We start from the raw sequence: 25,899 nt of genomic DNA on the forward strand, positions 1-25,899 counted from the left end.
ATATCAAAAAATAATCACCCTATACAATGACACAAATGACCCTCGTCCTCCGACGGAAATACGGAGCACAGGGAACCAACGGAACGATCACCTTTGGCGGTGAACATATCTGCCACACGATAGAGCTGCCATGGTACAACAACATTCCCCGGCTGAGCTGTATCCCCGAGGGACGGTATAAACTCGAAAAAAGGATATACAGCAAGCACGGCGAACAGATCGGCATACCTGCCGTACTGGGCAGGGAGGCCATCCTGATCCATGCCGCCAACGATGCGATGAAGGAACTGCATGGCTGCATCGCCCCGGTCACCGTTCACACGGACGAAGGCCGAGGTACCGACAGCCGCAAGGCACTGGAAAGGCTGAAAGCCCTGGTCTACAGCCTCTGGGATATGGACGGGGAAGTGTTCTTGCAGATCAAGGATGGTATGCATAAAGATTAAGGATCCCGCTTTGGAGGTACCGCCCGTTTGTCTTCTCATAACCTTTGTAGACCGCTATCCCCCTCTTGAGGGGGAAGGGGGAGGAAAAAACGGCATGCGACAGGAGTCGCGCGCCAGCCATGGGGGAAAAAAAGCACGTCATCCCGATCTCGAATCGGGATATGTAACCTACAAATACTTGCGTACAAATCTTGTAAACCCGTAGAGACGCAAAATCTTGCGTCTCTACAATACAATATTAAAAAAAACTAGACATGAAAAAAATAATCCACACATTGAGCAAGGCCGTACAGTTGGTACTGGCCGCTCCGGTCAAATTGCCTGCCAAGGTCGTGCAGGTCGTCAAATATGTAGCTGTAGCACTCGGTATCCTCGAGACCGTGGTCGGAAGGGAGGAGCAGCAAACGCCACAAACAGGAGAGGAGGATGGCGGTGAGGCCGCTGAATAACGTACAGACGGGTACCCTTGGCGGTACCCTCTGTTCGATAATGGGCAGCATCACGATGGATGACATCGTCAAAACCGTCGTTCTGGCCGCCATAGGCGCAGTGACGAGCTATATCATCAGCTATTTTTTGAGCAGAGACAAACGAGACTCCCGTAAGCTAAGGAAATAACCATATACATAAGAGGCGAAATGGGAGGATTCGTTGGGGTAATAACTTGATTTTTATTGTATAAAATAGAAGCAGGATGATGTCATACCTTGATGATCGTAAATGCGTCTACTCCCTATGTGATTGTTCAGCTTAGGTGTCACCATATAATGGCGGGACTATAACCGGAAGGTCTGCATATCTCTCATTTGGGAAAACAATCGAAAGACTTAATTGTCTGTATATATATAGCTTAAGCAGGAGCCGAGTAGGGTCTGCGCTTTCGATTATAAACATTTGTTAAATAATTAAACATTTACGATTATGGCTAAAGCACAAAAAGTAAGTCCCAAAAAAGGAGCGGCCAAAAGCCTGGATGATCTTTTTGAAGATTGTCTGAAGGATGCCTTATGGGCAGAGAATGCGGTCAAAGATGCTCTGCCGCTGATGATCAAGAATGCGACATCCAAAAACCTTAAAAAGGCGCTCGAAGACCATCTGGCAGAGACCAAAAACCAGATCAAGACCTTGAAAGAGGTCTTCAAGTCCATCGGCGTAAAGGCGGAAGAAGAAAAATGCGACGCTATGGCCGGCATCTTGGAAGAGGGCGAAGGTATCTTGAAAGAGACCGAACCCGGATCGGTGCGGGATGCGGGCATCATCGCTGCCTGCCAAAAGGTGGAGCATTACGAAATAGCATCTTATGGCAGTATGATAGCCTATGCACGCCTCTTGAAACACAAAGAAGCCAAGGATCTGCTGAGCGCTATACTAAAGGAAGAAAAGAATGCCGATGCACTGCTGTCCAAGCTCGCGACATCCGAAATCAATGTCAAGGCGGACAAATAACCTGTGAAAGACGAATCGTAGACTTAGGTCTGGGAGGCACTCATCGGGCAATAGCACATCACCCTATTGCCCGATTTGTATATTTATTTTATCTTTATGATCGGATAGATACCCGATTGCTATGGAAATAACCCTTACGACCCTGTCAGGGATACTGATTCTACTGAGTGTGTTGCCATTCGTGCAGCATCAGCATTGGATATTCCGCGTGCCCGAATTCCTCAAGGTCCAGGTATTTGCCTTACAAATGATCGTATTTCCCATTTGCTTGGTATTTATGGAGCAATCGCTCTCGTTCTGGATTATACAGGGTGTACAGCTCGGATTGATCCTATACCATATCTATATTCTGATGCGTTATACCAAGTTTTGGAGAAAGAAGCGGGTGGAGAGGACAGAGTACGCATCGGATACGATAAAGATCATCTCTTGTAATGTTTATCAGTTCAACACTGACTATAGCCGCTTTGTACGGTTGATACAGAAGGAAAAGCCAGATATCTTCCTGACGATGGAAAGCAACAGCGAATGGGAAGAAGCTATGCGTGTCCTGGAGAAGGATTACCCGGTCCAGGAAAAAGTAACCTTGGACAATACGTATGGTATGCATCTGTATACGAGGCTCAAGGCGAAAAGTCTACGCACGCACTATTTCGTAGCGGAAGATCTGCCCAGCATAGAAGCCGAGCTGGAAACGAACGATGGACATCGTTTTATTTTTTTCGGCGTACATCCTCCTCCTCCGAGCCCCACGGAGGAAGATACGTCCAAGGAAAGGGACGGAGACCTCCTAAGTGTGGCCAAGCGGGTCCGCAAGCATACACTGCCCGTCATCGTGGCGGGCGACTTCAACAATGTAGCCTGGGCTAGAGCCTCCATCCTATTCAAGAAAACGAGTGGACTGATAGATGCACGGATCGGAAGGGGAATACTATCTACTTTTCATGCAGGATACTGGTTCTTTAGGGTGCCTTTGGACCTGTTGTTCCATAGTCCCGATATTTTCATTGACAAATTGTCTATCTATCCCGCCATTGGTTCTGACCACTTTCCCATGGGATGTACCTTTTACATAGACAGGCGTGATGGCCAACAGGAAGAAGATGTCACGCATCTGGAACAGGGAGAGATGGAAGAGGTAGACGAGTTGATCGAGGAAGGAAAAAAAGAAGAAAGCGACAATAGGGAGGATACGTAAGTCATTTTCGTAGCTGCAAAAGTGCATATTAAGGAAGGGCTATAAGCAGATAAGTAAGATTCGTTGTGCCCCCAAAGAAAAGCAGTCATGGAGTACCACTATATAAAAACAGAAAAGAACGATTTCCGTTTTGTGCTGACCCTATCCCGGCCGGAGAAACGGAATGCCTTCACCCCGACGATGGTCAATGAGATCGCGCATGCTTTTGGAGAGGCTAACGACGACGATACGGTAAAAGTTGTTGTTTTCAAGGCAGAGGGCCCGGTCTTTTGTGCAGGCATGGATCTGAAAACCTTTGAAAATCCGGAAACGGATATCAGAAATACGAATATCGAGAACAAGGATATTTCTTTGGGAGAGGTATTTGACACCTTGACGAAGCCCTCTATTGCTATAGTCGAAGGCGATGTCATTGCCGGGGCCTTTCTGATCGTCTTGGGCTGTACCTATGTATTTTGTAAAAAGGAAGTACGGTTTAGGCTGCCCGAGCTGGAGCTGGGCATCTTTCCATTCCAGGTCATGGCCAGCCTGCTGAAAGTGCTGCCCGAAAAGAAGGTCCTGCAACTCTGCCTGGAGACCGGTTATTTCGCGGCGGAGCGGGCGAGGGAGCTGGGGATCGTCGATGGCTATCTGGACGACGTGGATGTGGAGGCGCGCATCGCTTCATTTGGGACTATGGATATACAGGCCCTGCAAGCCGGTATCCGGTCCCTGCGTGTCCTGCCCGATGTACGGCGGGCCGAACGGTTTGCCTTCCTGCTGCATGCATTGGAGGATATGAAAAGACCACGTAGGGAGTAGGAAGTTTTATTCAGGACTGCTTGCCGATACGGCCTAAGTGCGTATTCTTAAAATCATCATTATATTTCAGTCCGTAGCCAAAAATCCTGTCCATCGCCGAATGGCCGAATAGGATGATCCCCGTCAGTGTAAGCAAAGGTATGCCGGAGGCTATCCCTGCTAAGAACACAGCGACCGCCAGTAGCTTGTGGTGAAACAGGTTGTATATCCAGGCACCGAGTCTGGGATTGGCCAGATACCCTGCCATGGACAGATCCGGCAGGAGAATACAGAGCGGAAATACCCACCAGGCATAGTCTAGCTGGCTGAATAGAATAATAGAAAGCAACAATTGCCCCAACTCCTCGAGTTTCAAAAGATTAGCCATTTTTTTTGCAGATAATTTCCGACAAGATAACTAATCGCATCAATAATAACAATCCGTTCTTAACGTATGATATCGATATCATGCGCTAAAAACGGATTGATAAATCTTATTTCTTTGTCATGCCAAAACGGATTCCAAAAAAGACATCGACCTGCTTGGACTCTTGGGTCAATGCCGACAGGATACTGCCTGAGCCGACATACAGCGGCCCTAAGCGCAAGGCTGCCCCTATATTTGTGCCGGTCAGGGCATTGTGCTGCAAGGGTAGGTATACACCTAGCCACGAGGTTTCGTAGCGTGGTGTCAGTGAAATAGAAGAGTAATACTGGCTGTTGTACGGTTTGGACGAAACATTGACCATACTTACTGTCCCCTGCAAGCCTACGTACAAGCCCCGCAGGATATTATAGTCTACCAAAGCGTGCATGGCCGTCGGTAGGGATACGCCATACGTAGGCGAAGATGCATCGCCTATCGGGGTGAAATGGGGCATACCGTCGAGCTTCTGATTGATATCGTCCATGGAGACATCGTCAAATTCGCTGAGATAGAGCCTTTCGGTTCCCGTAACGGACAGGTCGTACCCTCCGGTAGAGGTGGGGTCTTTTTTGTACTTGATGGAGCCTATATCTGTGATGGACAGGCCGACCCTAAACTTATAGGCATTGGATGCCTTGTCGTCCCCACTACCGGGGCGGTACTCGTACACCACGCCTATATCGGCCCCAAAGCCCGAACTCTCGAACTTGGTCAGGTTGGCGGCATCGAAATCCGCCACATTGATCCCGCCTACACCGATGCTGACCCTTCCGGTGGCATCTTTGAGATAGGCATCCTCCTGTACATCGTCATAGTCGAGCGTCGCCTGCACCTTGCCCAGCTGCAGGTGTGTATTGCCCACGCCGGCGAGGTATTTTCCGGTGATACCGGCTTTCACAAAGTGGGGGCCCTCGTCAAACACGATCCGTCCGTAGCTGAGCCCTGCTTCGGCCCACACATTGGCGTTGACAATCATATTTTGCGCCGACCCGATAGAATAGGGTAGGTCATCTATATTTTCGTTGCCTTCGAGCAGGCGGTTGGCGAGCTCGCCGTCCAGGTCGTGGGCGTTGAAAAGCACGCGTGCCCTGCTCGTAAAGGCGACGCCGTTTTTCTTGCCGACCTGTAGCATGAACGAAGGGGTATGTACGGCCAGATTGAGGAGTGCATTGGTGCTTTCCCCATTTTTGCCGATGAAGATGTTGCGCAGCGAATCGCCGGCCAGGTCACTGAGCTTATTGAGATTGAAGCTCGCCTGGTCATTGCCTACGCCTATATTGAACCCCAGCAGATTGACATCCCATTTGTACCTGCTGTCGACGACATTGGCGGGGTTGGCAAAGACACCGTTGACTCCGGAATACGTGCCTGTGCTGATGCCCGGAAGGTGCTGTGCAAGCACAACTTGTACTGACATAGCCAGCACAAGGGTTAATATAAATTTCATGGCTTGGTTGGTTGAAGTTGAAAAACAAAGAGGTTACTTCTTCAGATAGGTGGTGTGTTTCCACTTTATATCCCTATTGTCCTGATCCTTATATGTACCCTCTTCTTCTAATACCAGTTCTGATGAGGTCAGCTTGACGATGGTCATTCCATCTTCTGGATCTTCTAGCTCTTCCCGATCTTCAGCAAGAAATAGCTTGCCGCCTTTCACTTTCCAAAATCCAGAATCCTCTTTTAGTTTTTCTTCATCCTCGTCATAACGTCTCACCACGGCAGCTCCGTCTTTTTTGAATTCTATGTATTCACCATTTACGCCCGGTTCTGTCTCGGTGTCACCGGGAGTTTCCTGCCACACGTCCTTTACGAATTCCCATCTGCCTACGATGGCTGTTGTTTTTTCGGAATCACTTCCTCCCGATAGGTCCTTGTCATCGTCCTTGCCACATGAGGTGAACAGTAAAAAGAATACGGCTGTCGCCATCGTTAAAAATTGTGCTTTGTTTTTCATGGTTTGTATTTTTAAATCTAGTTTTTTACAAAGCTAAAAGGTGATGTATAGCCTGTCAATACCGCAAAAGAGGTATTTTTTAGGATTTTTATCCTGTGCGGACTATATTTTTTGTTAAATTTAGGGCGCAAACGAATTATGTAAAGGCTTAATGAATGGATATGTACGAAGAACTGTACGCAGAATTAGATAGTGTTTATTCTTCCCTTTCGGACAGCGAACTGCTGACCGTCGATTCTTGCCAGAATTCACCGTTTTTGGATATTATCAATCGATCCCCCTATTATATTACTGTGCATGATGTCGAGTTTTACCGTCCGCTATGTATCAATGAACCGATGCGCCAGTTCTATGGTTTTGAAGGGCAGGTGATGAAAGGGATGGACTATTTCTACTACCTCAAGACAATCCATACCTCGACCTACCATGCGCTGATCGAGTCCATTTCTTTTTTTCGTAAGGATACGCCCGGATACCTGGATCTGAAATATAAACTGCTGGATGCAACGGGCGAGTGGCGAAAAACGATAGGCACGAGCAAGACGATCATCCGTAATGAGCGTCATCGGCCGAAAATCGCCATCACGGTCATGAAGGAGACAAAGGAGCACCTTGACAGCTCGGTCTATGAAAACTTCATGTCCCTCACCGAACGGGAACAGGAGATTGTGTCCCTGCTAGTCCTGGGGTCGACCAAAAAAGAGATAGCGCACCATCTGAACATATCTTTCGGAACAGTCGTCAGTCATGTCAAGAATGTCTACAAAAAACTACGGATAAAGAAATTGACCGAGCTGACACAGATTGTCGAACTTTTTACAATGAAATAGTATGTCTGCGATAGGTAGAAATATCTACCGCTCTATGGCTTGCCTCAGGGCAGGCGCCTCTAAAATTGTTGTTCTGCAATGAATGGTGTTGGCTGTGTGGTTTTAAGTAAAGGATTCTGGCAAGTCAAATAATAAGAAGTGTCTGTAGCTTTTGTTGTGTTCTATGCGTTTAAGGGGAGGAAATTATGTACACTATATTAATCATATGATGGTCACCAAAAAACTACTTTCCTTTATTTTTCTTTCTTTTCTCGCTGGCGGTACTTGTATGGCACAGGTCAAAGGAGATATCCGTGCCGGGGTAAATTTTTCCAATGTCGTCGCTAAGGACAGGGACGGCAAGGTCGCGGATACCGAATCTGTACCGGGTCTATATGTGGGTTTGGGCGTAAATGTTCCTGTATGGCGTGATTTTTCCGTACATCCGGTATTTGTCTATGCCAGAAGGGGTTTTAAGCAGCATGGGGACGCATCCCATATCGGATGGGGCAAAGATTTCGAGGCAAGATCGTCCTATCTCGAATTGCCGGTAGATATCGTATATAGCCCGAAGATCGGCTTGGGCAACCTGATCCTGGGGGCGGGGCCATATGTCGGCTACGGCACCGGGGGTAAGTGGAAAACAGAGGGACCCGTATTGATCGGGGATATCATGATAGAAGGACAGGGGTCTTTGAAATTTCAGAGCGATCTCTCGTACAGGGGTGACCAGGACTATGCGTATGCCAAGCCTTGGGACTATGGCTGGCATGTCAGGGTAGGCTATGCTTTGTTTGGAAAATACTCCGTACAGTTGGAGATGCAGCGTAGCATCGCCAATCTGGACGCAAAATGGGGGAACTCTCCGCCCGACGGAGACATCAAAAATAAATCTATGGGTATCTCGGTGGGTTATACGTTCTGATCGGCGTCAGCGTATTTTACCGCAATGGGTAAAAGTATGGCTGATCTTGTCTTAAATCGAAAAAAAGACCACATTATTAACCCTTGTTCTGTGATCAGAAGAGGTTCGATATAATGACCCAACTATGCTTTGCGCGAAAACTCCACTTCCGCTAGAATCGGGAAATGATCTGAAGGATCTCTACCATTAAATCCGTAATAATCTAGTGCCTGTGTATGATCTATAGGTTGCCTGAATCCTGGTTATTCGTGGGCAGGATCTGCATTTCTCTTTTCGATAGAGAAATTATTGAACCCCGTGCCGACTTCTATTTCCAAAAGCTTTTGTTGCAGCATCTCAAGAATAGCCAGAAAATTGTAGATAAGCTGTACTTTGTTTTCTGAATTTTTAAGAATGTGCTGAAAGTCCAGTTTCTTGTTCAGTTCGATGAGTTGGCTGATGGCTTTTTTCTGCTGCTCGATCGTATAGGGATATTTTACGACTGTATGTTTGATGGGCTGTACACGATGGGTAAAGCTGTACATCATCTTTTCGTACACCATCATGAGCTTATAGAGGTCGAAGGAGGCCAATTCTTCTTCGGTGATCTGGCGCTTGGTATTCTTGATATCATAGGTGATATTGCCCCGTGCATGAAGCTTTTCGCGGCGGGCCTCGAACACTTTTAATTGTTCGCAGATATCCTTGAATTGCTTGTATAGGATCAATTTCTGGACAAGTTGCTGTTTGAGGTCGACCTCGTTTTCATGTTCGTCCAGTTCCGGACGGGGCAACAGCATTTTGGCCTTGATGCGCATCAACGTAGAAGCAACAAAGATAAATTCGGAAGCCAGTTCTATATTGAGGGACTGCATCTGCTGGATATAATCCAAAAAATCATCCGTAATCTTGGAAATAGGGATATCGTGTATGTTCAGTTCATCACGTTCGATGAAGAACAACAACAGATCGAAGGGTCCTTCAAACTGTTCGAGCTTGATTTCGTAATATGCTGGTTCCATATGTCCTCCAAACTTAGATAAAATGCTTTGCATTCGCGAATACCTATAGCAAAAATATTCCATGAATCTATTCAAATAAAGATTCTTCCTACTGTCGGAATGACAAAGAGACGGATATGCGGTAACAACATGCTTTTAGCGTATAAAGTTGAGTAATAACTTCAGTTTTTATGCTGTAATTCTTTGCAAGAATATCATTTTAAAATCGTAATTTTGCACTGTCTAAAAACGAACTATTTTAAAGCTAATGAGAGAAATACAATTCAGAGAAGCCCTTCGTGAAGCACTAAACGAAGAGATGCGTAAAGATGAAACTATATTTTTGATGGGAGAAGAAGTAGCCGAGTACAATGGCGCATACAAAGTAAGTCAAGGGATGCTTGACGAATTTGGTGCCAAACGTGTCATCGATACCCCCATCGCTGAGCTTGGATTTGCCGGAATTGCCATTGGCGCGGCAATGAACGGATTGCGGCCTATCGTCGAATTCATGACGTTCAATTTCTCATTAGTAGCTATAGATCAAGTCATCAACTCTGCGGCCAAGATCCGTCAGATGTCCGGAGGGCAGTTCTCTTGCCCTATCGTTTTCCGTGGGCCAACCGGAAATGCAGGTCAATTGGCTGCACAGCACTCCCAAAACTTTGAGAACTGGTTTGCCAATACTCCGGGATTAAAAGTCGTTGTACCTTCTAATCCTTACGATGCAAAAGGATTATTAAAATCGGCTATCATCGATCCGGATCCTGTGATCTTCATGGAGTCTGAAGTGATGTATGGTGACAAGGGCGAAGTCCCTGAGGAAGAGTATTACTTGCCTATTGGCAAAGCTAATTTGGTAAAAGAAGGTACCGATGTCACGGTTGTCTCTTTTGGTAAGATGGTGCCTCGTGTGGTCATCCCAGCCGTAGAGGAGCTGACCAAAGAAGGTATCAGTGTAGAATTGATCGATCTGCGTTCGGTAAGACCTATTGATTTTCCAGCTATACTGGAGTCGGTCAAGAAAACCAACCGCTTGGTGATCGTCGAGGAAGCATGGCCGCTGGCATCTATCTCCTCGGAAATCACTTTCCACGTTCAAAAGCATGCTTTTGATTACCTGGATGCTCCGGTGACCCGGGTGACATCTGCCGATGTACCCTTGGCGTATGCGCCGACTTTGGTCGAAGCGACGTTGCCTAGCATAACTAAAGTAGTGAATGCCGTGAAAGAGGTGTCTTATATTACGAAATAAGCAGAATGTAAAATATATAATAGAAGAAGCCGTCTCATTAATTTTGGGACGGCTTCTTCTATTTATTATGGTATACTTTGCTCGATTACTTTTTATCAAGCATTGATTTCTGATTTATATTCCTCAGCAGACAATAGACCGTTGACGTCAGCAGGATCGGCCAGTTTCACACGGATAATCCACCCTTCGCCATAAGGATCTGAATTGACCAGCTCCGGAGAAGCATCGATAGCATCATTTATGGACAATACAGTAGCTGCTACAGGCATAAACAGATCAGAAACTGTCTTGACAGCTTCGATCGTACCAAAAACCTCGTTGGCAGGAACATCCTCCCCTACGGTATTGATGTCAACAAATACGATATCGCCCAATTCACGTTGAGCAAAGTCTGTGATTCCGATAACGGCTTCATCGCCCTCTACACGAATCCACTCGTGATCCTTTGTGTATTTTAATTCTGCTGGGAAATTCATTTTATCTTTATTTTTTCTCAAAAATAGGATTATCCATTGATATTCCAAAAGTAATATCCTTAATTTTATGGTATGAACACGCAGATCCATAGACTTTATGAAATTGGTAAAAAAGACAATCGACTGATTCTCGGCTTGATGTCGGGGACATCCCTGGATGGATTGGACATAGCCTTGTGCCGTATTCACGGCAGTGGTAGGTCTATCAAACTGGATCTGCTGCACTTCGTGACAAAGCCTTACGATGATGCATTTAGAACGAGGGTAAGGGAAGTATTTGCCAAACGGCATATTGATCAACAGATTTTGTGTGGATTGCATGCTTATATAGGAAAGGTGCATGCTGAACTCGTCAACGTTACATTAGCCGAATGGGCTATCCAATCGCAAGATATTGATCTGATCGCCAGCCATGGGCAGACCGTGTACCATGCCCCTCAGTCCCTGACCCAGGATAGGAGCCTGCCCAATAGCACATTGCAAATAGGGGATGCAGATCATATTGCTGTGGGGACAGGTATCATTACGGTGTCGGATTTCAGGCAAAAACAGATTGCCGCAGGAGGAGAGGGAGCTCCCTTGGCAGCATATGGCGACCATCTGCTCTATACCGATAGCCGGGAAACCCGGATTTTGCTAAATATCGGTGGCATATCCAATTTTACCCTTCTACCCAAACAGGGGAGCACGCGACAGGCGTTTGCCACCGATATTGGGCCGGGCAACACCTTGATGAATCAATATATGTTCAAGTATTTGGGAAAAGAAATGGATGAAGACGGCAAAGTCGCCGCTTCCGGAAGCATACAGCAAGATCTGCTGGATCTTCTTCTGGAAGAAGAATTTTTGAAACTGGCCTTTCCGAAGACAACCGGACCGGAACTTTTTAACCTCAGCTACCTGTCCCGAAAAGCCGGAGATACCTATAAAAAGAGAGCCCATGAAGATGTCATGGCTACGCTCAATGCTTTTTCTGCACGAACCATTGTTGATGGTATCAGACAAGTGGCTAAGGACGTGGACGATACAACGGTGTATATCAGCGGTGGAGGGCTCCAGAACCGTACACTGATCGATAATATCAAAAAAGAGCTGCCTCCGCATGTTCGTACGGACAGTATGGCTTCGCTGGGTATGGATCCCGATGCCAAGGAGGCCTGTCTATTTGCCCTGCTGGCCAATGAAACTGTCGCCGGAGAACCTTCCCATGTGAGCAACATCAAAGATTCTCCAGCGGTATGTATGGGTAAGATCAGTTTTCCCCAATAAGGGGTTTAATCTTGTCTACTTTCGATACGATACGTCGCTGTACTATAAAATTTTCGGCCAAACATATCGTTGACACGGAACTCCATCGTATGCTCGCCGACAGGAAGATCACTTGGTACAGGGGCTTTCCATATATGTGAGCTTAGATTGGGATCTCCGGGACGCTCACCTTTTGGCATTGGATCTGCCGTATCCCATTTCATGACAGATAGTAAATGATGGGGGTCCTGGATCTCTGTTTTTTTCATTTTTTGCCATTTCCCTTCGCCTACACGGTAGTAGACTGTATCCTTCTCGCCTCCTAAGAAATAGTTGACATAGACACTGGTCTTGGGTTTCTTTTTCTTTTGCACCACCTTGGGCAAAAATACATTCATCTTGAAATCGGAGGGTTTGCCGCTGACATAGTAGTCTACTTCATATTGGTTGCCTTTGAAGGTCGCTACGGCCCATCCTTTCAGCGTGCCATCGGCCATGGTGGCTGCGGGTACACCCAATTCATTGAATTCTCCCGAATACCAATTGCCGCTCGTCGTACCCACATTGTAGTGGTGATGAGGTATGCTTTGTTGCCAACCCTGCTCCTGGCCGATAAACACTTGTTTTTGTATATGTGTGTGGGCAGACATGGAGAACGTATTTGGAAAATCTTTCAGAATCGAAAATAACCTTTGGCTGTCTTCTTTCCGCATGCTCAGCAAAGGGATGTGTGTGTTGATGACGATCAGACGGTCTTTGGGAACATACTTCAACGTGTTCTCCACAAAATCCAATTGGTCCTTGCGCAGTCCGCCTATATAGGGTTTTTTTGCACCTTTTCCCTGGTAGAGGATATTGTCCAACACGATAAAATGTACTTTACCGTGATTGAAAGCATAGTTGTTTGGTCCAAAGTGTGCCTCAAAACTCTCATCGGACAAGGTGTCGCTCGTGACATCAAAATTCATGTCATGGTTGCCCATGACCTGGTACCAAGGAATGCCAACTTGCTTGATGGCCTGGATATAAGGCTTGAATAAATTGGGTTTGTTGCCGACCAGATCGCCTAAGCTGATGCCAAATTCATATTGGGTACTGTTTTTCAATAAGGCTATCACACCATTCTCGAAATATTCGACTTCTTTTTGGTTGTAGACCTGTGGATCGCCAAAGACCAAAATCTGAAATTCGTCCTTCTCTACAACAGGTATAAGTCCAAAGTCTATGGACTTGGGTAGAGATCCTGTAGCTTCTACCCCTTTGAACTTCAATTTGGGAGAGCCGTTTGGTTTATGAATATAATAATACCGAGGTAGATTGTCCTCATCTACCGAAACTTGGTAGCCGGCTGGTTTGATGACAAAGAGGATATTGTCCTCGCCGACGGGCAATATATATTCGCCTTTGCTATTTGTCAATACAACATCCACACCATTGGACACCGCTACGTCGGACAAGATCTTCTCTCCTTTATCCTTTTTGCCATTTCGGTTGATATCTTCAAAAACAATTCCTTTGGCGGTTTGTGCATGTACAACTTGCGTGCAGAGGTTAATAATAAGGCATAGCCAAAAAAGTTTTTTCATATAGAGTTTTTATTAAGATAATTATATACTGTTATAAATAAAACCGTCATTTCGACCAAAGGGAGAAATCTATGGATGAATTTGAATTAATTGTCAATAAGTTGAAAAACTGCTTAACCATAGATTTATCTACGATGAGCTCGTTTCACTCGGTTCTCGTCGTACCTCCTCGAAATGACGATAAAATGCGGCTATGAAAACATATAACTACTCTCATTAATTGTCAATAGCTTCGTGTAAAAACTTTTTAAAAGGGTAGATCCGCTCACAAATTGTCAAGACTTCTTTCAAAGCATTCTTGGAGGTCAACAGCTTGTCGGACAGCATCTGATGGATAATAAAACTTTTGAGCTTGAGCAGTTCGATATTGGGATCGTCGGCCGTGTATCCACTTGGAGGTCTGGACAACTTGTCCTCTTCCGATAGGTCGACCTCTGTCCATTGGCCGTCTGTCAATGCCTGCCGGAGTGCCTCGCCATTGTAATCTATTTCTTGACGGATGGCATCCAAATGCTCTTTTTTGGGGCGCCAATAGCCACAGGCGATGAATGACTTGTTGTCTGGTTCGATGTGTATGTAATATTCCGGGCCTTCCAATTTACGGCCGTCGATAGAAATGCCTGCCGCCATCCAACTCTTGTAGGGAGATTTGTCCTTGGAAAACCGTACATCGCGATAGATCCTGAACATACATTTTGCAGCATTGATATCCAGATTGATGTGTGGGTCAAATTCGGTCAAACCCTTTATCATCTCGGTGATGAAGTGTTTGACATCGTCCTGTGCGTGCGTATAGTGAGATTTGTGTTCCTGAAACCAATCCCGATTATTGTTTTGACGCAAGTTCTTTAAAAAATCGAATGTAGATGTCTGGATTTGCATAATGTCAACAAACAAGTAAATATACGAAAACCAACGGAGCTGCAAGCAACAATCCGTCAAAACGATCCATCAGTCCTCCATGTCCGGGTAACAGTCTGCCCGAGTCCTTGACCCCCAAGCTCCGCTTGAGCATAGACTCGACCAAGTCACCCAATGTGCCAAACACGCCTATGATCAAAGCTATACAGGCCCATTGCCATTTGGACAAGGAGCCAAAATATTGGGCAAGATTGATAGCTATGAGCAGAGCCAACAATACACCGCCAATGAATCCTTCCCAGGTTTTGTTGGGCGAAATGCGTTCAAAAAGCTTGTGCTTGCCAAAGCTCTTTCCGGCTAAATACGCGCCTGTATCGTTGGACCATAGTATAATCAAAAAACCTAAGGGAATGTAAGGGTTGAATACGCCTTGTATAAAGCCTAAAGAAACAAAGAACAAGAAAGGAAGAAAAGCATACCCTAGTCCCAGCACGGTATAGGCGATGTCGTCGAAAGGCTTTTCTCTTTTTTGAAACAACGACGTAATCAAGATCAATGAAAACATCGGCACGATCAGCCATACTTTGGCGAAAGGAATCCAACCTATACAGTGCAGCCCTATCAATATAGCCAACAAAATTGCCGTCAATACCCCTAGGTACACATTGGGCCTAACATTCTCCTTGGCAAATAGGGTATAGAACTCATACAGACACCCAATCCCGATCAAGGAAAAAAACACCACAAATACTTCCTGCCCCAATAATGTAGCTCCTACTAGCGCAAGTACAAAGAAAAAACCTGTTATTGCTCTTTGAAGCATATTATTCTTCCTCCGTGTTAGACTGTGTTAAAATGTCGAGGGCCTGCTCCTGTACCTCCTTGGCCACATATAGTTCGATACGCCCAAACTTCAAAGATGAATCCTGTTTGTTCAAGACGACCGCAGGAATGTCGTTTGTTTCCAATAGCTGTTTGTCCATTTCGGCAGCCAGTATATTACCGTATGTCCGTATCTTTATCCAATCTTGCTCCATGTATTGTTGCTTTCTTGTGTGTGTACCTGTAGAACCAATATCCTATCAACCCAGTTAAAATCAGACTACCAATATACACAAATATTGAGTAGTTCTCCTGACTTTGTAAATCTTCGTACGCCTTTCCGTTTTTCGTGTAGATGAATGCCAGGATAGTGACCATCGCATTGTTTACAAAATGGGCAAAAACAGGTATCCATATATTCTTTGTCCAAACCAGCATGTACCCGAAAAATGCACCTAGCAACATCCGAGGGAAGAAACCGTAGAATTGCAGATGTATAGCACTAAACACGATGGCTACTATCCAAACGGTAAGATGGCTGTTGTTGAATAATCGGTTTAGAATATGGAAGAGCGTACCCCGAAAATAGAATTCCTCAGCAATAGCCGGCAACAGGGCCAAGAGGACTATATTGAGCAGTAAGAGTGGGATACTATCGACCATAATGACTCTCTCGAACAGCACCTTCATGCTTTCTTCCTTGTCATGCATCCATTGTTCTACATCACGTAGAGCTTCGGGCAAGGACATTTGTGCATTCCACTCGCTGACGAGGTGCATGAGTGGACTGAACGCGAAGAGGAATACAAAGGTGATAAGCCATATCTGCTCTCCCTTAGATTGTCGCGGGAAATATATTTGATACCGCTCTATACGTTGTAAGACCAAAGGTGGAATAAGAAAAGTACCTACCGTGCCTGCCATCAGCAGAAGATATAGGATGAAAGGTTTGTGTATGTAGGAATTGACCGATTTGCCTTGTTTCATCAGATCTTCCATTCCACCATTCCAGATAAAATCTATGGCCACGACCAAAAACTGCAGGACAAATGTGCTCACCAATGTAAGTGCCAGCAGGTAAACAAGTGATGTCCAAGAGGTATGGATGTGGCCGGTATGTTGATTCATGTCCTAAAGATAGCGATAACTCTCCAAGAGTTTTCAAAACCTTTGGAGAGTTTTTTGTCAATTGACCCGTATCGGATCCCCCGGTTTCTGAATGCTCTTGTATGGATAGGTTTTCATCTCTTCCAATAGAAGTTTTACTGTTCTTTCCAACTGTGGATCCTTACCTTCCAACAATTCTTTTGGTGTCTGCTCGACAAAGATGTCTGGTGCGACGCCCTCGTTTTCGATGATATAATTGCCATTCAGGTCAAACACACCAAAGTTTGGTGAGGTAATGCGGCCACCGTCCAATAACGGCGGATAACCGGAGATACCGACCAGTATACCCATTGTCGTACGTCCCACAAGCTTACCCAATCCCTTGAAACGGAACATATACGGCATCATATCGCCACCGGAACCTGCATTTTCGTTGATGATCATCGCTTTGGGGCCATATATACCGTTGCCGGGTGTGGTGAATGGCTTGCCATCACGGATACCCCATCCGGCGATCAGGTCACGGGATAGGAGGTCGATCACATAATCCGCAACAGAACCACCCCCATTGTTCCGCTCATCTAATAGGAGTGCTTTTTTGTCCATTTGAGAGAAATAGTACCTGTTGAAATTGGTATAACCTTCTTGCCCTGTATTCGGCATATAGACGTAGGCAATCTGTCCGTTGCTCCATGTCTCAACTTTCCTGCGGTTGCTCTCTATCCAATCCATCCGGCGCAAATTGATTTCGTCCGAAAATGAAATAGGCTTGACGGTGACGGTGCGTGCTCCCTCAAACTTCGGTTTGGTATGTATATGCAGTGTGACCTGTCTACCTACTTTTTGCTCAAGCAATTTGTAGATATTCTGAAGTTTGGTCAGTTGTACGCCATCCACTCCGACAATGTAGCTTCCTTCCTTAATATTCAGCCCGGGTTCGGCCAAGGGAGCTTTGAACGAAGGGTTCCAGTCCAACCTCGAAAAGATCTTGGTGATCTTATAGCCCCCATCTTGTTCGACAAGGTCTGCGCCCAATGTACCTGTGTTGACAGATGGCGATGAGGGTTGATCTCCCGGATAGATATAGGCATGGCCTACGACCAGTTCGCCCATCATTTCATTGAGCAGATAACCCAGATCCGAGCGGTGATTGACATAGGGTAAGTATTTTTCGTATTTGGCTTTGATAGCAACCCAATCAGCTCCATGCATATTCTCTACATAGAAAAATTCCTTTTGCATACTCCACACCTCGTGGAATACCTGTCTCCACTCTGCTGCCGGGTCTATTTCAAAGCTAAAGTTTTTGAAATCCAGCTTGCCGCTTTGGGGAGTAGGTTTTTGGCCGGCATTGACGATATAATAGTCTTTTCCACTACTGTACATCATTTTCTTACCATCTGCGCTGATCGCAAAGCCTCCTCTTGCATTTTCGACGATAGTTCGGCTTTCCATTTTGTTGAGGTCGTATACTCCTATGGTGCTGCCACGCTGGAAGGTCAATACGTTTTCTGTCAAGCCGTTCAATCGATAATATGCAGGAGGTAACGGTAGCGCTACAATGCGGTTGTTGATCTGCTCAAAGTCTACCGCTATTTTTTTGACCTCAGGTTTGATATTCTTTTTCTCTGATTCTTTGGCATCTGGTTTTTTCTTTTCAGTCTTCTTTTTATCTTTTTTGTCCTCTTGTTTTTCTTCTTTTTTATCTTCTGTCTTTTCCTCTTTCACCACTTCTTCGTCACTCTCGTTCTTAAAAGGCGAAGGTGTATTCTTGGACAGGATAAATGCATAGACACTGTAATTTGGACTGCGTTCGTAGGCGGACATGTGCAATCCGGAGTTGGTCAGCCCGGTATTGGTACTCGCTGTAAAAAATAAGTATTTGCCATCACGGCTGAACGTAGGTTGTGCCGTAGCACTCATGCCGTCTGTGATCTGATGTGTCTTTTTGGTCTCTAGGTTGTACATGAATATGGCTCGTACACCATTTTTTAGACTTTTGACATAGGCTATCCAATTTGAATCACTGGACCAGGAAGGTTCAAAATGGTTGCGGGTACGGCCTGTGATAGAGGACAATGTATCCGAATCGACCAACATTACATTCTTGGTTGTGATGTCTACGTAATAGAGATTGAGGTGCGCATCGTTGAAAAATAGCTTTTTGCTGTCTGGTGACCATACTGGATCGAAATAGAATGCCGTCGTCCCCAAAGAGATATAAGTCGGTTGGTCTATCGCCTTTTGATCCCGAAGCACCAACTCATATTTTCCATTTTTATCCGATAGATAGGATATCCACTTGCCATTGGGCGACCAGGCAGGGAAACGTTCGTGACTGCTTGCAGATACGGAGATATTGCGGGCGTCGCCCTTTTCCCGTGGAACAGAGATGATTTCTCCACGGCTTTCGAACAATGCCCGCTGTCCTGTAGGCGAAATATTAAAATTTCTGATGTCAGCAGAGGCTTGTACATAGCGAGGACGTTTGTATAGAGGATCCATATGGACGGTGATCTTTAAGCTATTGACCTGTCTGGTAGACAGATTGAGGATATGTATCCGACCATCGTATTCAAATACCAACTCATTGCCCGAACCTTGCAATGTACGTACATCATAATCTGCGTAGCTTGTCAACTTCTCGATATTTTTGGATTTAACATCGTAGCTGAAGATATTGACAGTCCGATCCCTATCGGACAGAAAGTACACTTTTTGTCCTAACCATATGGGCTTGACATCGTTGCACTGTTTGCCGGGAACGATCTCTATGTTTTTTGTCTTGGTGTCAAAAATCCATATTGAGGGCATGCCTCCTCCTCTGTACCGTTTGAACGCGACACGATCGCGCTCTGTAGGATCTCCATTTTTGAGATAGGCCCAATAGCGTCCGTCTGGAGAAGGAGAACCTTGATAGGCTTCGGGCATAGACAGCGGTGTCGCTAGACCAGGGGTCAGTGTAGCCTTATACAGTCTGGAGCCCAATGAATATTGAAATTCCCTTGTTGTCGTAAAGTATACTTCATGGTTGTTCAGCCACCCTCTCACGATATCCGATGCCGGATGAAAGGTAATACGCTGGGGCTCGCCTCCTTGTACTGGAATAGTGTACACATCGGTGTTCCCGTCATAGTTGCCCGTAAAGGCAATCTGGGAGCCATCGGGCGAAAATATAGGATTGAGCTCTACTCCCGGATTGGAGGTCAGCCGTCTGGGATGCTGTCCATTCTTGTCAACAACCCAAATGTCTCCACCATATACAAAGGCTACATGGGATGGACTGATGCTGGGGTTTCGTAATAATAGCGTCTCTTCCTGGGTATACCCTTGAGTAATACAGCCTAGGAGTAGGGCACAGCTTAAAAGGTTTGCTATCTTTTTGAACATAAAAATATGCGATATGATGACTAAGGCCCAAAGATAGAAGTATCTGTACGGATTGCATTTATTATATCCAACTTGTTGCAGAGTAGGAAATGTAAATAAATGTTAAAAAAATGACTTCCTTATTTTTTGGTACAAAACTTGGCCTACTACCTAAAAAAGGAGGGGTTATGAAAACAAGGATGACACTTTTGAGCGCTTTTGCAGTGATGGCTTGGTGCTATTCTCCTGCACGAAGGAGACAGTAGATAATATAGGTAGGGATGCGGCATTGAACATTATCGTAACGGGCAATTGGGAAAAGGCAACCAGAACTATATCCGGAAATGAGAATCCGGACCTAAACATCACAGAGGAACTTTTAGCCGAAGACGAAACGATCAACTTTGATAAGGATGGCAAGGCCTACGTGAGAAAAGAGGGCAATGATGTACGTACATACGACTATGAAATGCCCTCAGCAAAGGAAATGAAATTTGATGGCTTGACCTATGCCATACAGGAAACCATCGTACAGTCTATCTCCACATTGACCTTGGTAAACCACACCGGGCCAATTCGTACCGAGATTGTCTTTAAAAGAAAAAGGTAGGTAAGTTTATATAATGGTTGATTGGTTTGGAGCGTACTGTATCAGTGCGCTCCTTTGTTTTTTTCCTCAATCCAGAGCGAAAGGTATTTAGTGGATTGTAAGGTATGGTGACGTAGCATACGGCCAATGAAATTTTTACGTCTATGGTTTTCCAGGTTCTGGCATAGGTCGTGACATTTCTCCAAAAGGTCGAACGAAGGCCGGAGATCGGCAAAGGTTTTGTTGAAGAGCGTGAACCCGTTTGCCTGGGCTTGTATCCATTCTTCTTTGTGGTTGTACAGGGCAAGGGATTTTTGTACAAAATCCACTATGTCGTCGGCAATGAAACCGTTCCACAGCCCTTCTTTGGCCATGCCTTCGGCGCCTATGGTAGAAGAGACCACAGGTATACCGCCATGCATGGCATCCACAAACTTGCCTTTCATACCTGCACCTACAGGTATGGGGGCGAGGAGTACACGGTATTGCGCCAAGGTAGACCGTGCATCCTCGGCTCTACCTTTTATCAAAAAACCTTCACGGAGTTGGTGCAGTTGAAGGGCTTTTGGCGGCGTGTAGGCTCCGTAGATGTGCAGTTTTGCCTGGGGCAGTTCCTTGCGTATCCGTGGCCAGATGTCCCTTTTGAGTATCTCCACGGTCTTCCAATTGGGTTCATGGATAAAATTGCCGATAAAAACGAAATCTTTACGTGCTTCGAAAGAAGGCAAGGCTGATATATGCGCTGATGTAATAGCTTCTTCGCAGAACGGCAAAAAATAAATAAGCTGTTCGTGGATGTGGAATTCTTCGGTGAGCAGTTGCATTTCGGCTTCCGAGATTACCAAAGAGAGGTCACAACGATAGATAGAGGCGATTTCGCGAAGAGCCGTATCGTTATAGAGATCTATGGGACGATCTTTTTTATAGGCTTCCAACCGTGCCGCCCGAAGTAGATGTAGATCCTCTGTATCAAGGATCTGTACCGTCTGTGGACAGGAACGGGTCACCCGCCACCCGTATTGTTCCTCGATCATGAAGCGGTCGAAAATCACAATATCTGGTCGAAGATCCTGTATAAAATAATCAAATGAGGAATCGTTGAGGAGGATGGTATGTTCGGTTATCCCTAGGTCGGACAAGGGATAGGAATATTCGGATTTTGAAGCAGAGGATGCGAAATGCACCTCATATTGCTGCTGAAACAGCTTGATCAACTGTAATATGCGCCATCCCGCTGCGGAGGAAGTCGGCTCCGGCCATACCAATCCAATGAATAACACGCGTTTCACACGTCGAAGGTACGTAATTTTTTCTCTTGTAGAGACGTAAGATCTTACGTCTCTACGGAGTTTATTTGTTATTTTTGGTTTTTAACATTGATACGATATGCTAGGACTAAAACTGTTGACAGACCCACGCTGGGCAAACATCGCCGAATCCAATTTGGAAGAAATACTGACCGACCACGCTTGGTGTGAACAAAAGGCGGCATCCAATGCCATATCCTTGATCACCCAAAATTCGGAATATCAGGATCTGGTACACGAATTGACAGCTATTGCTATCGAAGAGATGGAGCATTTCAAGATGGTCATCGACATCATTAAAGAGCGTGGCTATACCTTGGGGCGTGAGCGTAAGGATGATTATGTAGGGCAGTTGATGAAGTTTGCCAAGAAAGACGGGTCGCGCAATCAGGCATTTATCGACCGTCTACTGTTTGCAGCGATGATTGAGGCCCGTAGCTGTGAGCGGTTTCGGGTACTGTCGAAAAATATCCAGGATGAGGAGTTAGCCAAATTCTACCACGAACTGATGGTGTCTGAGGCCAATCATTATACGACGTTCCTCAATTTTGCCCGTAAATATACGATCGATGTGGATGTGGATAAGCGCTGGAAAGAGTGGTTGGACTTTGAGGGAGAGCTGATACAATCCTACGGCAACAAAGAATATATACATGGGTGATGGGCTTTTGGCTATAAGCCTTAGGCAATAGGTTTACTGCTTATGGCCTAGAGCTTATAGCCTATTGCTATATCCGGATTAAACTATATTTTTTACTTTTTATTTTGAAAGAATGTTAGAACTAGGAATAGGCATGTTTGGGGATCTTCAGATCGATCCCGTCAGCGGACAAATCCAATCTCCACAGGAGCGTCTCCAAGAGATTATTGAAGAAGTCAAACTCATGGACGAGGTTGGACTGGACTTTTTTGGTATCGGTGAGCACCACAGGCCCGATTATGCCGTAGCTGCACCGGAGATTGTCTTGGCGGCAGCCTCCACGGTCACCAAGAATATTAAATTGGGCTCAGCTGTTTCGGTCTTGAGCTCGGCAGATCCGGTCAAATTGTATCAAGACTTTGCAACGGTAGATCTGATCTCTAATGGCCGGGCCGAACTGATGGCAGGCCGGGGATCGTTTATTGAATCTTTTCCGTTATTCGGCTATGACCTAAAAGATTACAGTGAACTTTTCGAAGAAAAGTTAGAACTATTGCTCAAATTGAAAAACAATCCAACTATCAATTGGACAGGAAAATTCCGCAAAACTTTGATCAATCAAGAAGTTTATCCCCGACATACTGAAGGGGGACTTCCGATCTGGGTGGCCGTAGGGGGTACGACTTCGTCTGTCATCCGTGCCGGAAAACTGGGATTGCCGGTCATGTTTGCTATTATAGGCGGCGTCTGGGAACAGTTTATGCCTTTATTTGAGGTGTACAGACAGGCTTATGAGGAGAATGGGCATGACATGGATAAATTTCAAGTTGGGGTACATATGCATGCTTTTTTTGGAGAAAACAGCAAGGAAATTTCAGACAAATACTATCCTCTGTACTCTACACAAATGAACAGGATAGGTGCGTCGAGGGGTTGGCCTCCTTATCAGCGATCGCAGTATGATTTTGGACGTTCGTCCCATGGTCATCTGGTCGTAGGTGATGTCAATGAAGCTGTCGATAAGATTTTGGCCGTTAGCGAAACTTTTGGGTTGACACGCTTTTCTGCACACATGGATGTCGGAGGCCCCAACCATAAGGACATGATGAAATCTATCGAAATTTATGGGACACAGATTGCTCCTAAAGTGAAGGAAACTGCAAATAAATAGTAGAGTTCAAAAACTCTACTATTTATTTGCATTGATGAGCATACACTCCAATTCTGCCAGATCTTTGGCAATGATGTCAGGAACTGTATCCGATTCACGCACAATATCCATAGTTGTTTCACCCGAAAGTACCAATACACCGATAGCTCCGGCATTGTGAGCCATTTTAACATCTGTATATATTCTATCCCCGACCATCAGCACTTCGGAAGGATGTAACTTATAGCGTGTCAGGATACCGTCCAGCATACCTGGGTTGGGCTTGCCGATGACTTTGTCAGGCAGTCGGCCTGTAGCGTATTCTATACAGGTATAGATGGCTCCACAGTCTACCAAAATGATTTTCTTGTCGGTCGGGCATACACGATCGGGATTGGTGGCGATATAAGGTAGTTGTTGTGCTACCCACCACGAAGCCCTGCATAGGCGTGCATAGTTAAGAGTCATATCAAAACCAACCACTACGGCATCGGGAACGTCTTTTTCATCGTCTGCTGTGGATATGAAGCCTGCCTGTTCAAACTCACTGATCATACTGGGTGTGCCCAGGATGAAAAGCCTTTTTGCTTCCGGCATATTCGTTTTTATGTATTCTATTGTGGCTTGAGCGGATGTGTACATTTCTTCTTTGGTCGCATGTATACCCATCTTATCCAGATGTGCGAGATAATCTCCCGTACTTTTCGAAGGATTGTTGGTTAGAAAAGAATATCCTATACCCATTTCCTTTAATTTGGCAAGAAAGGGAATGGTAAAGGAAAACAAGGTACTGCCATTGTATATCGTACCATCCATATCCAAGGCGATATGCTTGATGTTTTTCAGACAATCGTATAGTTTGTCGAAAGTGTCCAGTTTTGCACTATCGATATATGCGTATGCTGTCATTGTTTTAAAGTTATGGAGGTTATGAAAGTTATGGAGGTGAGGAAGTTACGGAGACCATTCGTTCATGACCTCCATAATCATTATCACCTCTGTCACTTTTGTTCTGTTTCTTCATCGTAACCATGTGCTTTGGCTTTCCACATAAGGGCGAATATGAATACGCAAAGTATGGCCATTCCGATCATCATCATAAAAACGTAATTCCAGGCGTTTCCGGGGTTCACTTTGTTGATAGTGTCCACCATGTAACCAATCCCGACTCCGGATACCAGGCCGCTTGCATAACCAAATATACCAACCACGCCATTAGCTGTAGCGGCGGCTCTGTTGGTTGCCTGATTGGCGGCGGCAATACCGATAAGGGCTTGTGGGCCATAAATAAAGAATCCGGCCATGGCCAAAGACAATATCATGCCCCAGGACGGAGTATCGTCCGGCAAATACAGAAAGATAGTCATGAACAGGGCTACGCCTATCATACAATATAAAGAGGTACGGTGGGCTTTTCCCGCAAGATACCTGTCAGTCACCCAGCCCGCGGCCAACATACCGACGATACCGAAAATTTCAAATACTGCTACTGTCCATCCTGCATTGGTCAATGTCATGCCGTGCGCTTCTTTCAAAAACGTCGGTCCCCAGTCCAGTACGGCAAAACGAACCACATAAACGAAGAAATTGGCTATTCCCAATATCCATATCCACTTATTGCGATACACCGCTTTACGTACAAAAGCCTTGAACTCAGCAGAGGAATCCTTCCCTTTTTTATGCGTTTTATGCAACTCGGGCAAACCTACCGAAGATGGTGTATCGCGTAAGCCAATGAATAGACCTATTGATCCCATCAACGCAATAGCAGCTGGTATCCAAAAACACCACTTCCATGCCCCATAGTGAGACGCGGATTCGAGTACGGTCTTCATTTTGTCGGTATCTGTAGGATCTATTTTCAAATTTGCCGCGATGGAGGCGACCACCTCCGGATTATCGCTCATATTGGTACCGAGCGTACCCATGATATAGCCGGCAAGAATGGCTACCAAAGCTGCTCCAATCGAGTGGGAAGTGTTCCAGACCGACATTTTTGTCGCCAGTTCATTTGGAGGTATCCAATGGGTCAATAAGCGGGCGACAGGAGGAAAGCCGCTCCCCTGGATGAGATTGTTCAAAATCAGGATGATCCCGAATATAAGTACCATCGTGTTTGTAAACATAGGGCCTTCTGTTTGCCCTGTAAAAAGTGTACTAATATCGGTGCCCCATCCAAAAGCAAAATTGGCTATAGCACATAAAAATAATCCAATGGACATGTGATAACGGGCATTCATCCTGTCTGCTATCAACCCATTGAGAAACCGTGACACTCCGTAGACGATAGTGACCAATGTCATGATAATTCCAAAACTTGTTTTTGTAATCCCGTATTCGGCCGTCAAGCCAGGAATAGCAAAGGAGAAGTTTTTGCGTACAAAATAGAAAATAGCATAGCCTATCATGGTGACAATGATCGTGCGTGTCTGCCAGTATTTGAATGTTTTGGACGTTGATCCAGATGAAACTGTTTCTTCTTTCATGTCTTTTGATTTAGGTTGCCCCGTTCATTTTTCAAATA

The 25,899-nt window shown here is 45.5% G+C and carries 27 protein-coding genes; 13 read left to right on the forward strand and 14 right to left on the reverse strand.

Annotation, left to right across the window (positions count from 1 at the left end; all coding sequences use genetic code 11):
* Positions 1–26 precede the first annotated feature (26 nt).
* The 6 genes from G5B00_RS02680 to G5B00_RS02705 all read left to right on the forward strand — a co-directional run bounded on the left by G5B00_RS02680 (position 27) and on the right by G5B00_RS02705 (position 3,891).
* Positions 27–446, forward strand: a complete 420-nt coding sequence (locus tag G5B00_RS02680; protein ID WP_240894362.1) for a DUF5675 family protein — start codon at positions 27–29, stop codon at positions 444–446.
* A 254-nt stretch (positions 447–700) separates the two neighbouring features.
* Positions 701–895: a hypothetical protein gene (locus tag G5B00_RS02685; protein ID WP_163871712.1), complete on the forward strand. Its 195-nt coding sequence runs from the start codon at positions 701–703 to the stop codon at positions 893–895.
* The gene (locus G5B00_RS02690) at positions 873–1,064 is read left to right on the forward strand and encodes a hypothetical protein (RefSeq protein WP_205966270.1); all 192 of its coding nucleotides are present in this window, start codon (positions 873–875) and stop codon (positions 1,062–1,064) included. The genes G5B00_RS02685 and G5B00_RS02690 overlap by 23 nt, the downstream gene beginning before the upstream one ends.
* A gap of 303 nt (positions 1,065–1,367) precedes the next feature.
* Positions 1,368–1,892: a ferritin-like domain-containing protein gene (locus tag G5B00_RS02695; protein ID WP_163871713.1), complete on the forward strand. Its 525-nt coding sequence runs from the start codon at positions 1,368–1,370 to the stop codon at positions 1,890–1,892.
* 121 nt (positions 1,893–2,013) lie between these two features.
* A complete protein-coding gene (locus tag G5B00_RS02700) occupies positions 2,014–3,090 on the forward strand; it encodes an endonuclease/exonuclease/phosphatase family protein (RefSeq protein ID WP_163871714.1) in 1,077 nt (358 codons plus the stop codon).
* Between the two features lie 87 nt (positions 3,091–3,177).
* Complete coding sequence (locus G5B00_RS02705) at positions 3,178–3,891, forward strand: enoyl-CoA hydratase/isomerase family protein (protein WP_163871715.1); 714 nt, start codon at positions 3,178–3,180, stop codon at positions 3,889–3,891.
* A 10-nt stretch (positions 3,892–3,901) separates the two neighbouring features.
* Here G5B00_RS02705 and G5B00_RS02710 read toward each other — a convergent pair whose 3' ends face one another.
* From G5B00_RS02710 to G5B00_RS02720, 3 genes are all read right to left on the reverse strand, one after another.
* Positions 3,902–4,258 (reverse strand): DUF4260 domain-containing protein, encoded by a 357-nt coding sequence (locus tag G5B00_RS02710; RefSeq protein WP_163871716.1) that lies wholly within the window; start codon positions 4,256–4,258, stop codon positions 3,902–3,904.
* Between the two features lie 106 nt (positions 4,259–4,364).
* Complete coding sequence (locus tag G5B00_RS02715) at positions 4,365–5,744, reverse strand: DUF5723 family protein (protein WP_163871717.1); 1,380 nt, start codon at positions 5,742–5,744, stop codon at positions 4,365–4,367.
* A 33-nt stretch (positions 5,745–5,777) separates the two neighbouring features.
* Positions 5,778–6,251 carry a lipocalin family protein gene (locus G5B00_RS02720; protein ID WP_163871718.1) on the reverse strand — a complete coding sequence of 158 codons (474 nt, stop codon included), beginning with the start codon at positions 6,249–6,251 and terminating at the stop codon, positions 5,778–5,780.
* Positions 6,252–6,406: 155 nt separating this feature from the next.
* On the opposite strand from G5B00_RS02720, the gene G5B00_RS02725 reads away from it, so the two are divergent.
* Positions 6,407–7,081, forward strand: a complete 675-nt coding sequence (locus G5B00_RS02725; RefSeq protein WP_163871719.1) for a helix-turn-helix transcriptional regulator — start codon at positions 6,407–6,409, stop codon at positions 7,079–7,081.
* A 205-nt stretch (positions 7,082–7,286) separates the two neighbouring features.
* Complete coding sequence (locus tag G5B00_RS02730) at positions 7,287–7,985, forward strand: outer membrane beta-barrel protein (RefSeq protein WP_163871720.1); 699 nt, start codon at positions 7,287–7,289, stop codon at positions 7,983–7,985.
* Positions 7,986–8,227: 242 nt separating this feature from the next.
* Here G5B00_RS02730 and G5B00_RS02735 read toward each other — a convergent pair whose 3' ends face one another.
* Positions 8,228–8,986 carry a segregation and condensation protein A gene (locus G5B00_RS02735; RefSeq protein WP_163871721.1) on the reverse strand — a complete coding sequence of 253 codons (759 nt, stop codon included), beginning with the start codon at positions 8,984–8,986 and terminating at the stop codon, positions 8,228–8,230.
* Positions 8,987–9,233: 247 nt separating this feature from the next.
* Between G5B00_RS02735 and G5B00_RS02740 the strand changes: the two genes are divergently transcribed.
* Positions 9,234–10,220, forward strand: a complete 987-nt coding sequence (locus tag G5B00_RS02740; RefSeq protein WP_163871722.1) for a pyruvate dehydrogenase complex E1 component subunit beta — start codon at positions 9,234–9,236, stop codon at positions 10,218–10,220.
* Between the two features lie 95 nt (positions 10,221–10,315).
* On the opposite strand, the gene gcvH is transcribed toward G5B00_RS02740, so the two are convergent.
* Positions 10,316–10,696: a glycine cleavage system protein GcvH gene (gene gcvH / locus G5B00_RS02745; protein ID WP_163871723.1), complete on the reverse strand. Its 381-nt coding sequence runs from the start codon at positions 10,694–10,696 to the stop codon at positions 10,316–10,318.
* A gap of 72 nt (positions 10,697–10,768) precedes the next feature.
* Here gcvH and G5B00_RS02750 point away from each other — a divergent pair, with 72 nt between their 5' ends.
* Positions 10,769–11,965 carry an anhydro-N-acetylmuramic acid kinase gene (locus G5B00_RS02750; RefSeq protein ID WP_163871724.1) on the forward strand — a complete coding sequence of 399 codons (1,197 nt, stop codon included), beginning with the start codon at positions 10,769–10,771 and terminating at the stop codon, positions 11,963–11,965.
* 5 nt (positions 11,966–11,970) lie between these two features.
* Here the strand turns inward: G5B00_RS02750 and G5B00_RS02755 are convergent, their stop codons facing one another.
* The 6 genes from G5B00_RS02755 to G5B00_RS02780 all read right to left on the reverse strand — a co-directional run bounded on the left by G5B00_RS02755 (position 11,971) and on the right by G5B00_RS02780 (position 19,710).
* Positions 11,971–13,530: a calcineurin-like phosphoesterase C-terminal domain-containing protein gene (locus G5B00_RS02755; RefSeq protein WP_163871725.1), complete on the reverse strand. Its 1,560-nt coding sequence runs from the start codon at positions 13,528–13,530 to the stop codon at positions 11,971–11,973.
* Between the two features lie 216 nt (positions 13,531–13,746).
* Positions 13,747–14,412 carry a DUF2461 domain-containing protein gene (locus G5B00_RS02760; RefSeq protein ID WP_205966271.1) on the reverse strand — a complete coding sequence of 222 codons (666 nt, stop codon included), beginning with the start codon at positions 14,410–14,412 and terminating at the stop codon, positions 13,747–13,749.
* A 4-nt stretch (positions 14,413–14,416) separates the two neighbouring features.
* Positions 14,417–15,214 carry a phosphatidate cytidylyltransferase gene (locus tag G5B00_RS02765; RefSeq protein WP_163871726.1) on the reverse strand — a complete coding sequence of 266 codons (798 nt, stop codon included), beginning with the start codon at positions 15,212–15,214 and terminating at the stop codon, positions 14,417–14,419.
* 1 nt (position 15,215) lies between these two features.
* Positions 15,216–15,428, reverse strand: coding sequence for a putative signal transducing protein (locus G5B00_RS02770; protein WP_163871727.1), 213 nt, complete (start codon positions 15,426–15,428; stop codon positions 15,216–15,218).
* Positions 15,391–16,341, reverse strand: a complete 951-nt coding sequence (locus G5B00_RS02775; protein ID WP_163871728.1) for a CPBP family intramembrane glutamic endopeptidase — start codon at positions 16,339–16,341, stop codon at positions 15,391–15,393. Before G5B00_RS02775 ends, G5B00_RS02770 begins: the two co-directional genes overlap by 38 nt.
* 57 nt (positions 16,342–16,398) lie before the next feature.
* The gene (locus G5B00_RS02780; protein ID WP_163871729.1) at positions 16,399–19,710 is read right to left on the reverse strand and encodes a S41 family peptidase; all 3,312 of its coding nucleotides are present in this window, start codon (positions 19,708–19,710) and stop codon (positions 16,399–16,401) included.
* 211 nt (positions 19,711–19,921) lie between these two features.
* Between G5B00_RS02780 and G5B00_RS02785 the strand changes: the two genes are divergently transcribed.
* Positions 19,922–20,299 (forward strand): hypothetical protein, encoded by a 378-nt coding sequence (locus tag G5B00_RS02785; protein ID WP_163871730.1) that lies wholly within the window; start codon positions 19,922–19,924, stop codon positions 20,297–20,299.
* A 41-nt stretch (positions 20,300–20,340) separates the two neighbouring features.
* Here G5B00_RS02785 and G5B00_RS02790 read toward each other — a convergent pair whose 3' ends face one another.
* Positions 20,341–21,567 carry a glycosyltransferase gene (locus G5B00_RS02790; RefSeq protein WP_163871731.1) on the reverse strand — a complete coding sequence of 409 codons (1,227 nt, stop codon included), beginning with the start codon at positions 21,565–21,567 and terminating at the stop codon, positions 20,341–20,343.
* 97 nt (positions 21,568–21,664) lie between these two features.
* Here G5B00_RS02790 and G5B00_RS02795 point away from each other — a divergent pair, with 97 nt between their 5' ends.
* Together G5B00_RS02795 and G5B00_RS02800 are read left to right on the forward strand one after the other, a co-directional pair.
* The gene (locus G5B00_RS02795; protein ID WP_163871732.1) at positions 21,665–22,246 is read left to right on the forward strand and encodes a tRNA-(ms[2]io[6]A)-hydroxylase; all 582 of its coding nucleotides are present in this window, start codon (positions 21,665–21,667) and stop codon (positions 22,244–22,246) included.
* A gap of 112 nt (positions 22,247–22,358) precedes the next feature.
* Positions 22,359–23,396, forward strand: a complete 1,038-nt coding sequence (locus tag G5B00_RS02800; protein ID WP_163871733.1) for an Atu2307/SP_0267 family LLM class monooxygenase — start codon at positions 22,359–22,361, stop codon at positions 23,394–23,396.
* A gap of 18 nt (positions 23,397–23,414) precedes the next feature.
* Here G5B00_RS02800 and G5B00_RS02805 read toward each other — a convergent pair whose 3' ends face one another.
* Both G5B00_RS02805 and G5B00_RS02810 read right to left on the reverse strand, forming a co-directional pair.
* Entirely contained in the window at positions 23,415–24,284 is an 870-nt protein-coding gene (locus tag G5B00_RS02805) for an HAD-IIA family hydrolase (RefSeq protein WP_163871734.1), read from the reverse strand.
* Between the two features lie 92 nt (positions 24,285–24,376).
* Complete coding sequence (locus tag G5B00_RS02810; protein WP_163871735.1) at positions 24,377–25,861, reverse strand: MFS transporter; 1,485 nt, start codon at positions 25,859–25,861, stop codon at positions 24,377–24,379.
* Between the last annotated feature and the right edge of the window lie 38 nt (positions 25,862–25,899).

It is taken from the genome of Parapedobacter sp. SGR-10 (assembly GCF_011030405.1).
Taxonomy (GTDB): domain Bacteria; phylum Bacteroidota; class Bacteroidia; order Sphingobacteriales; family Sphingobacteriaceae; genus Sphingobacterium.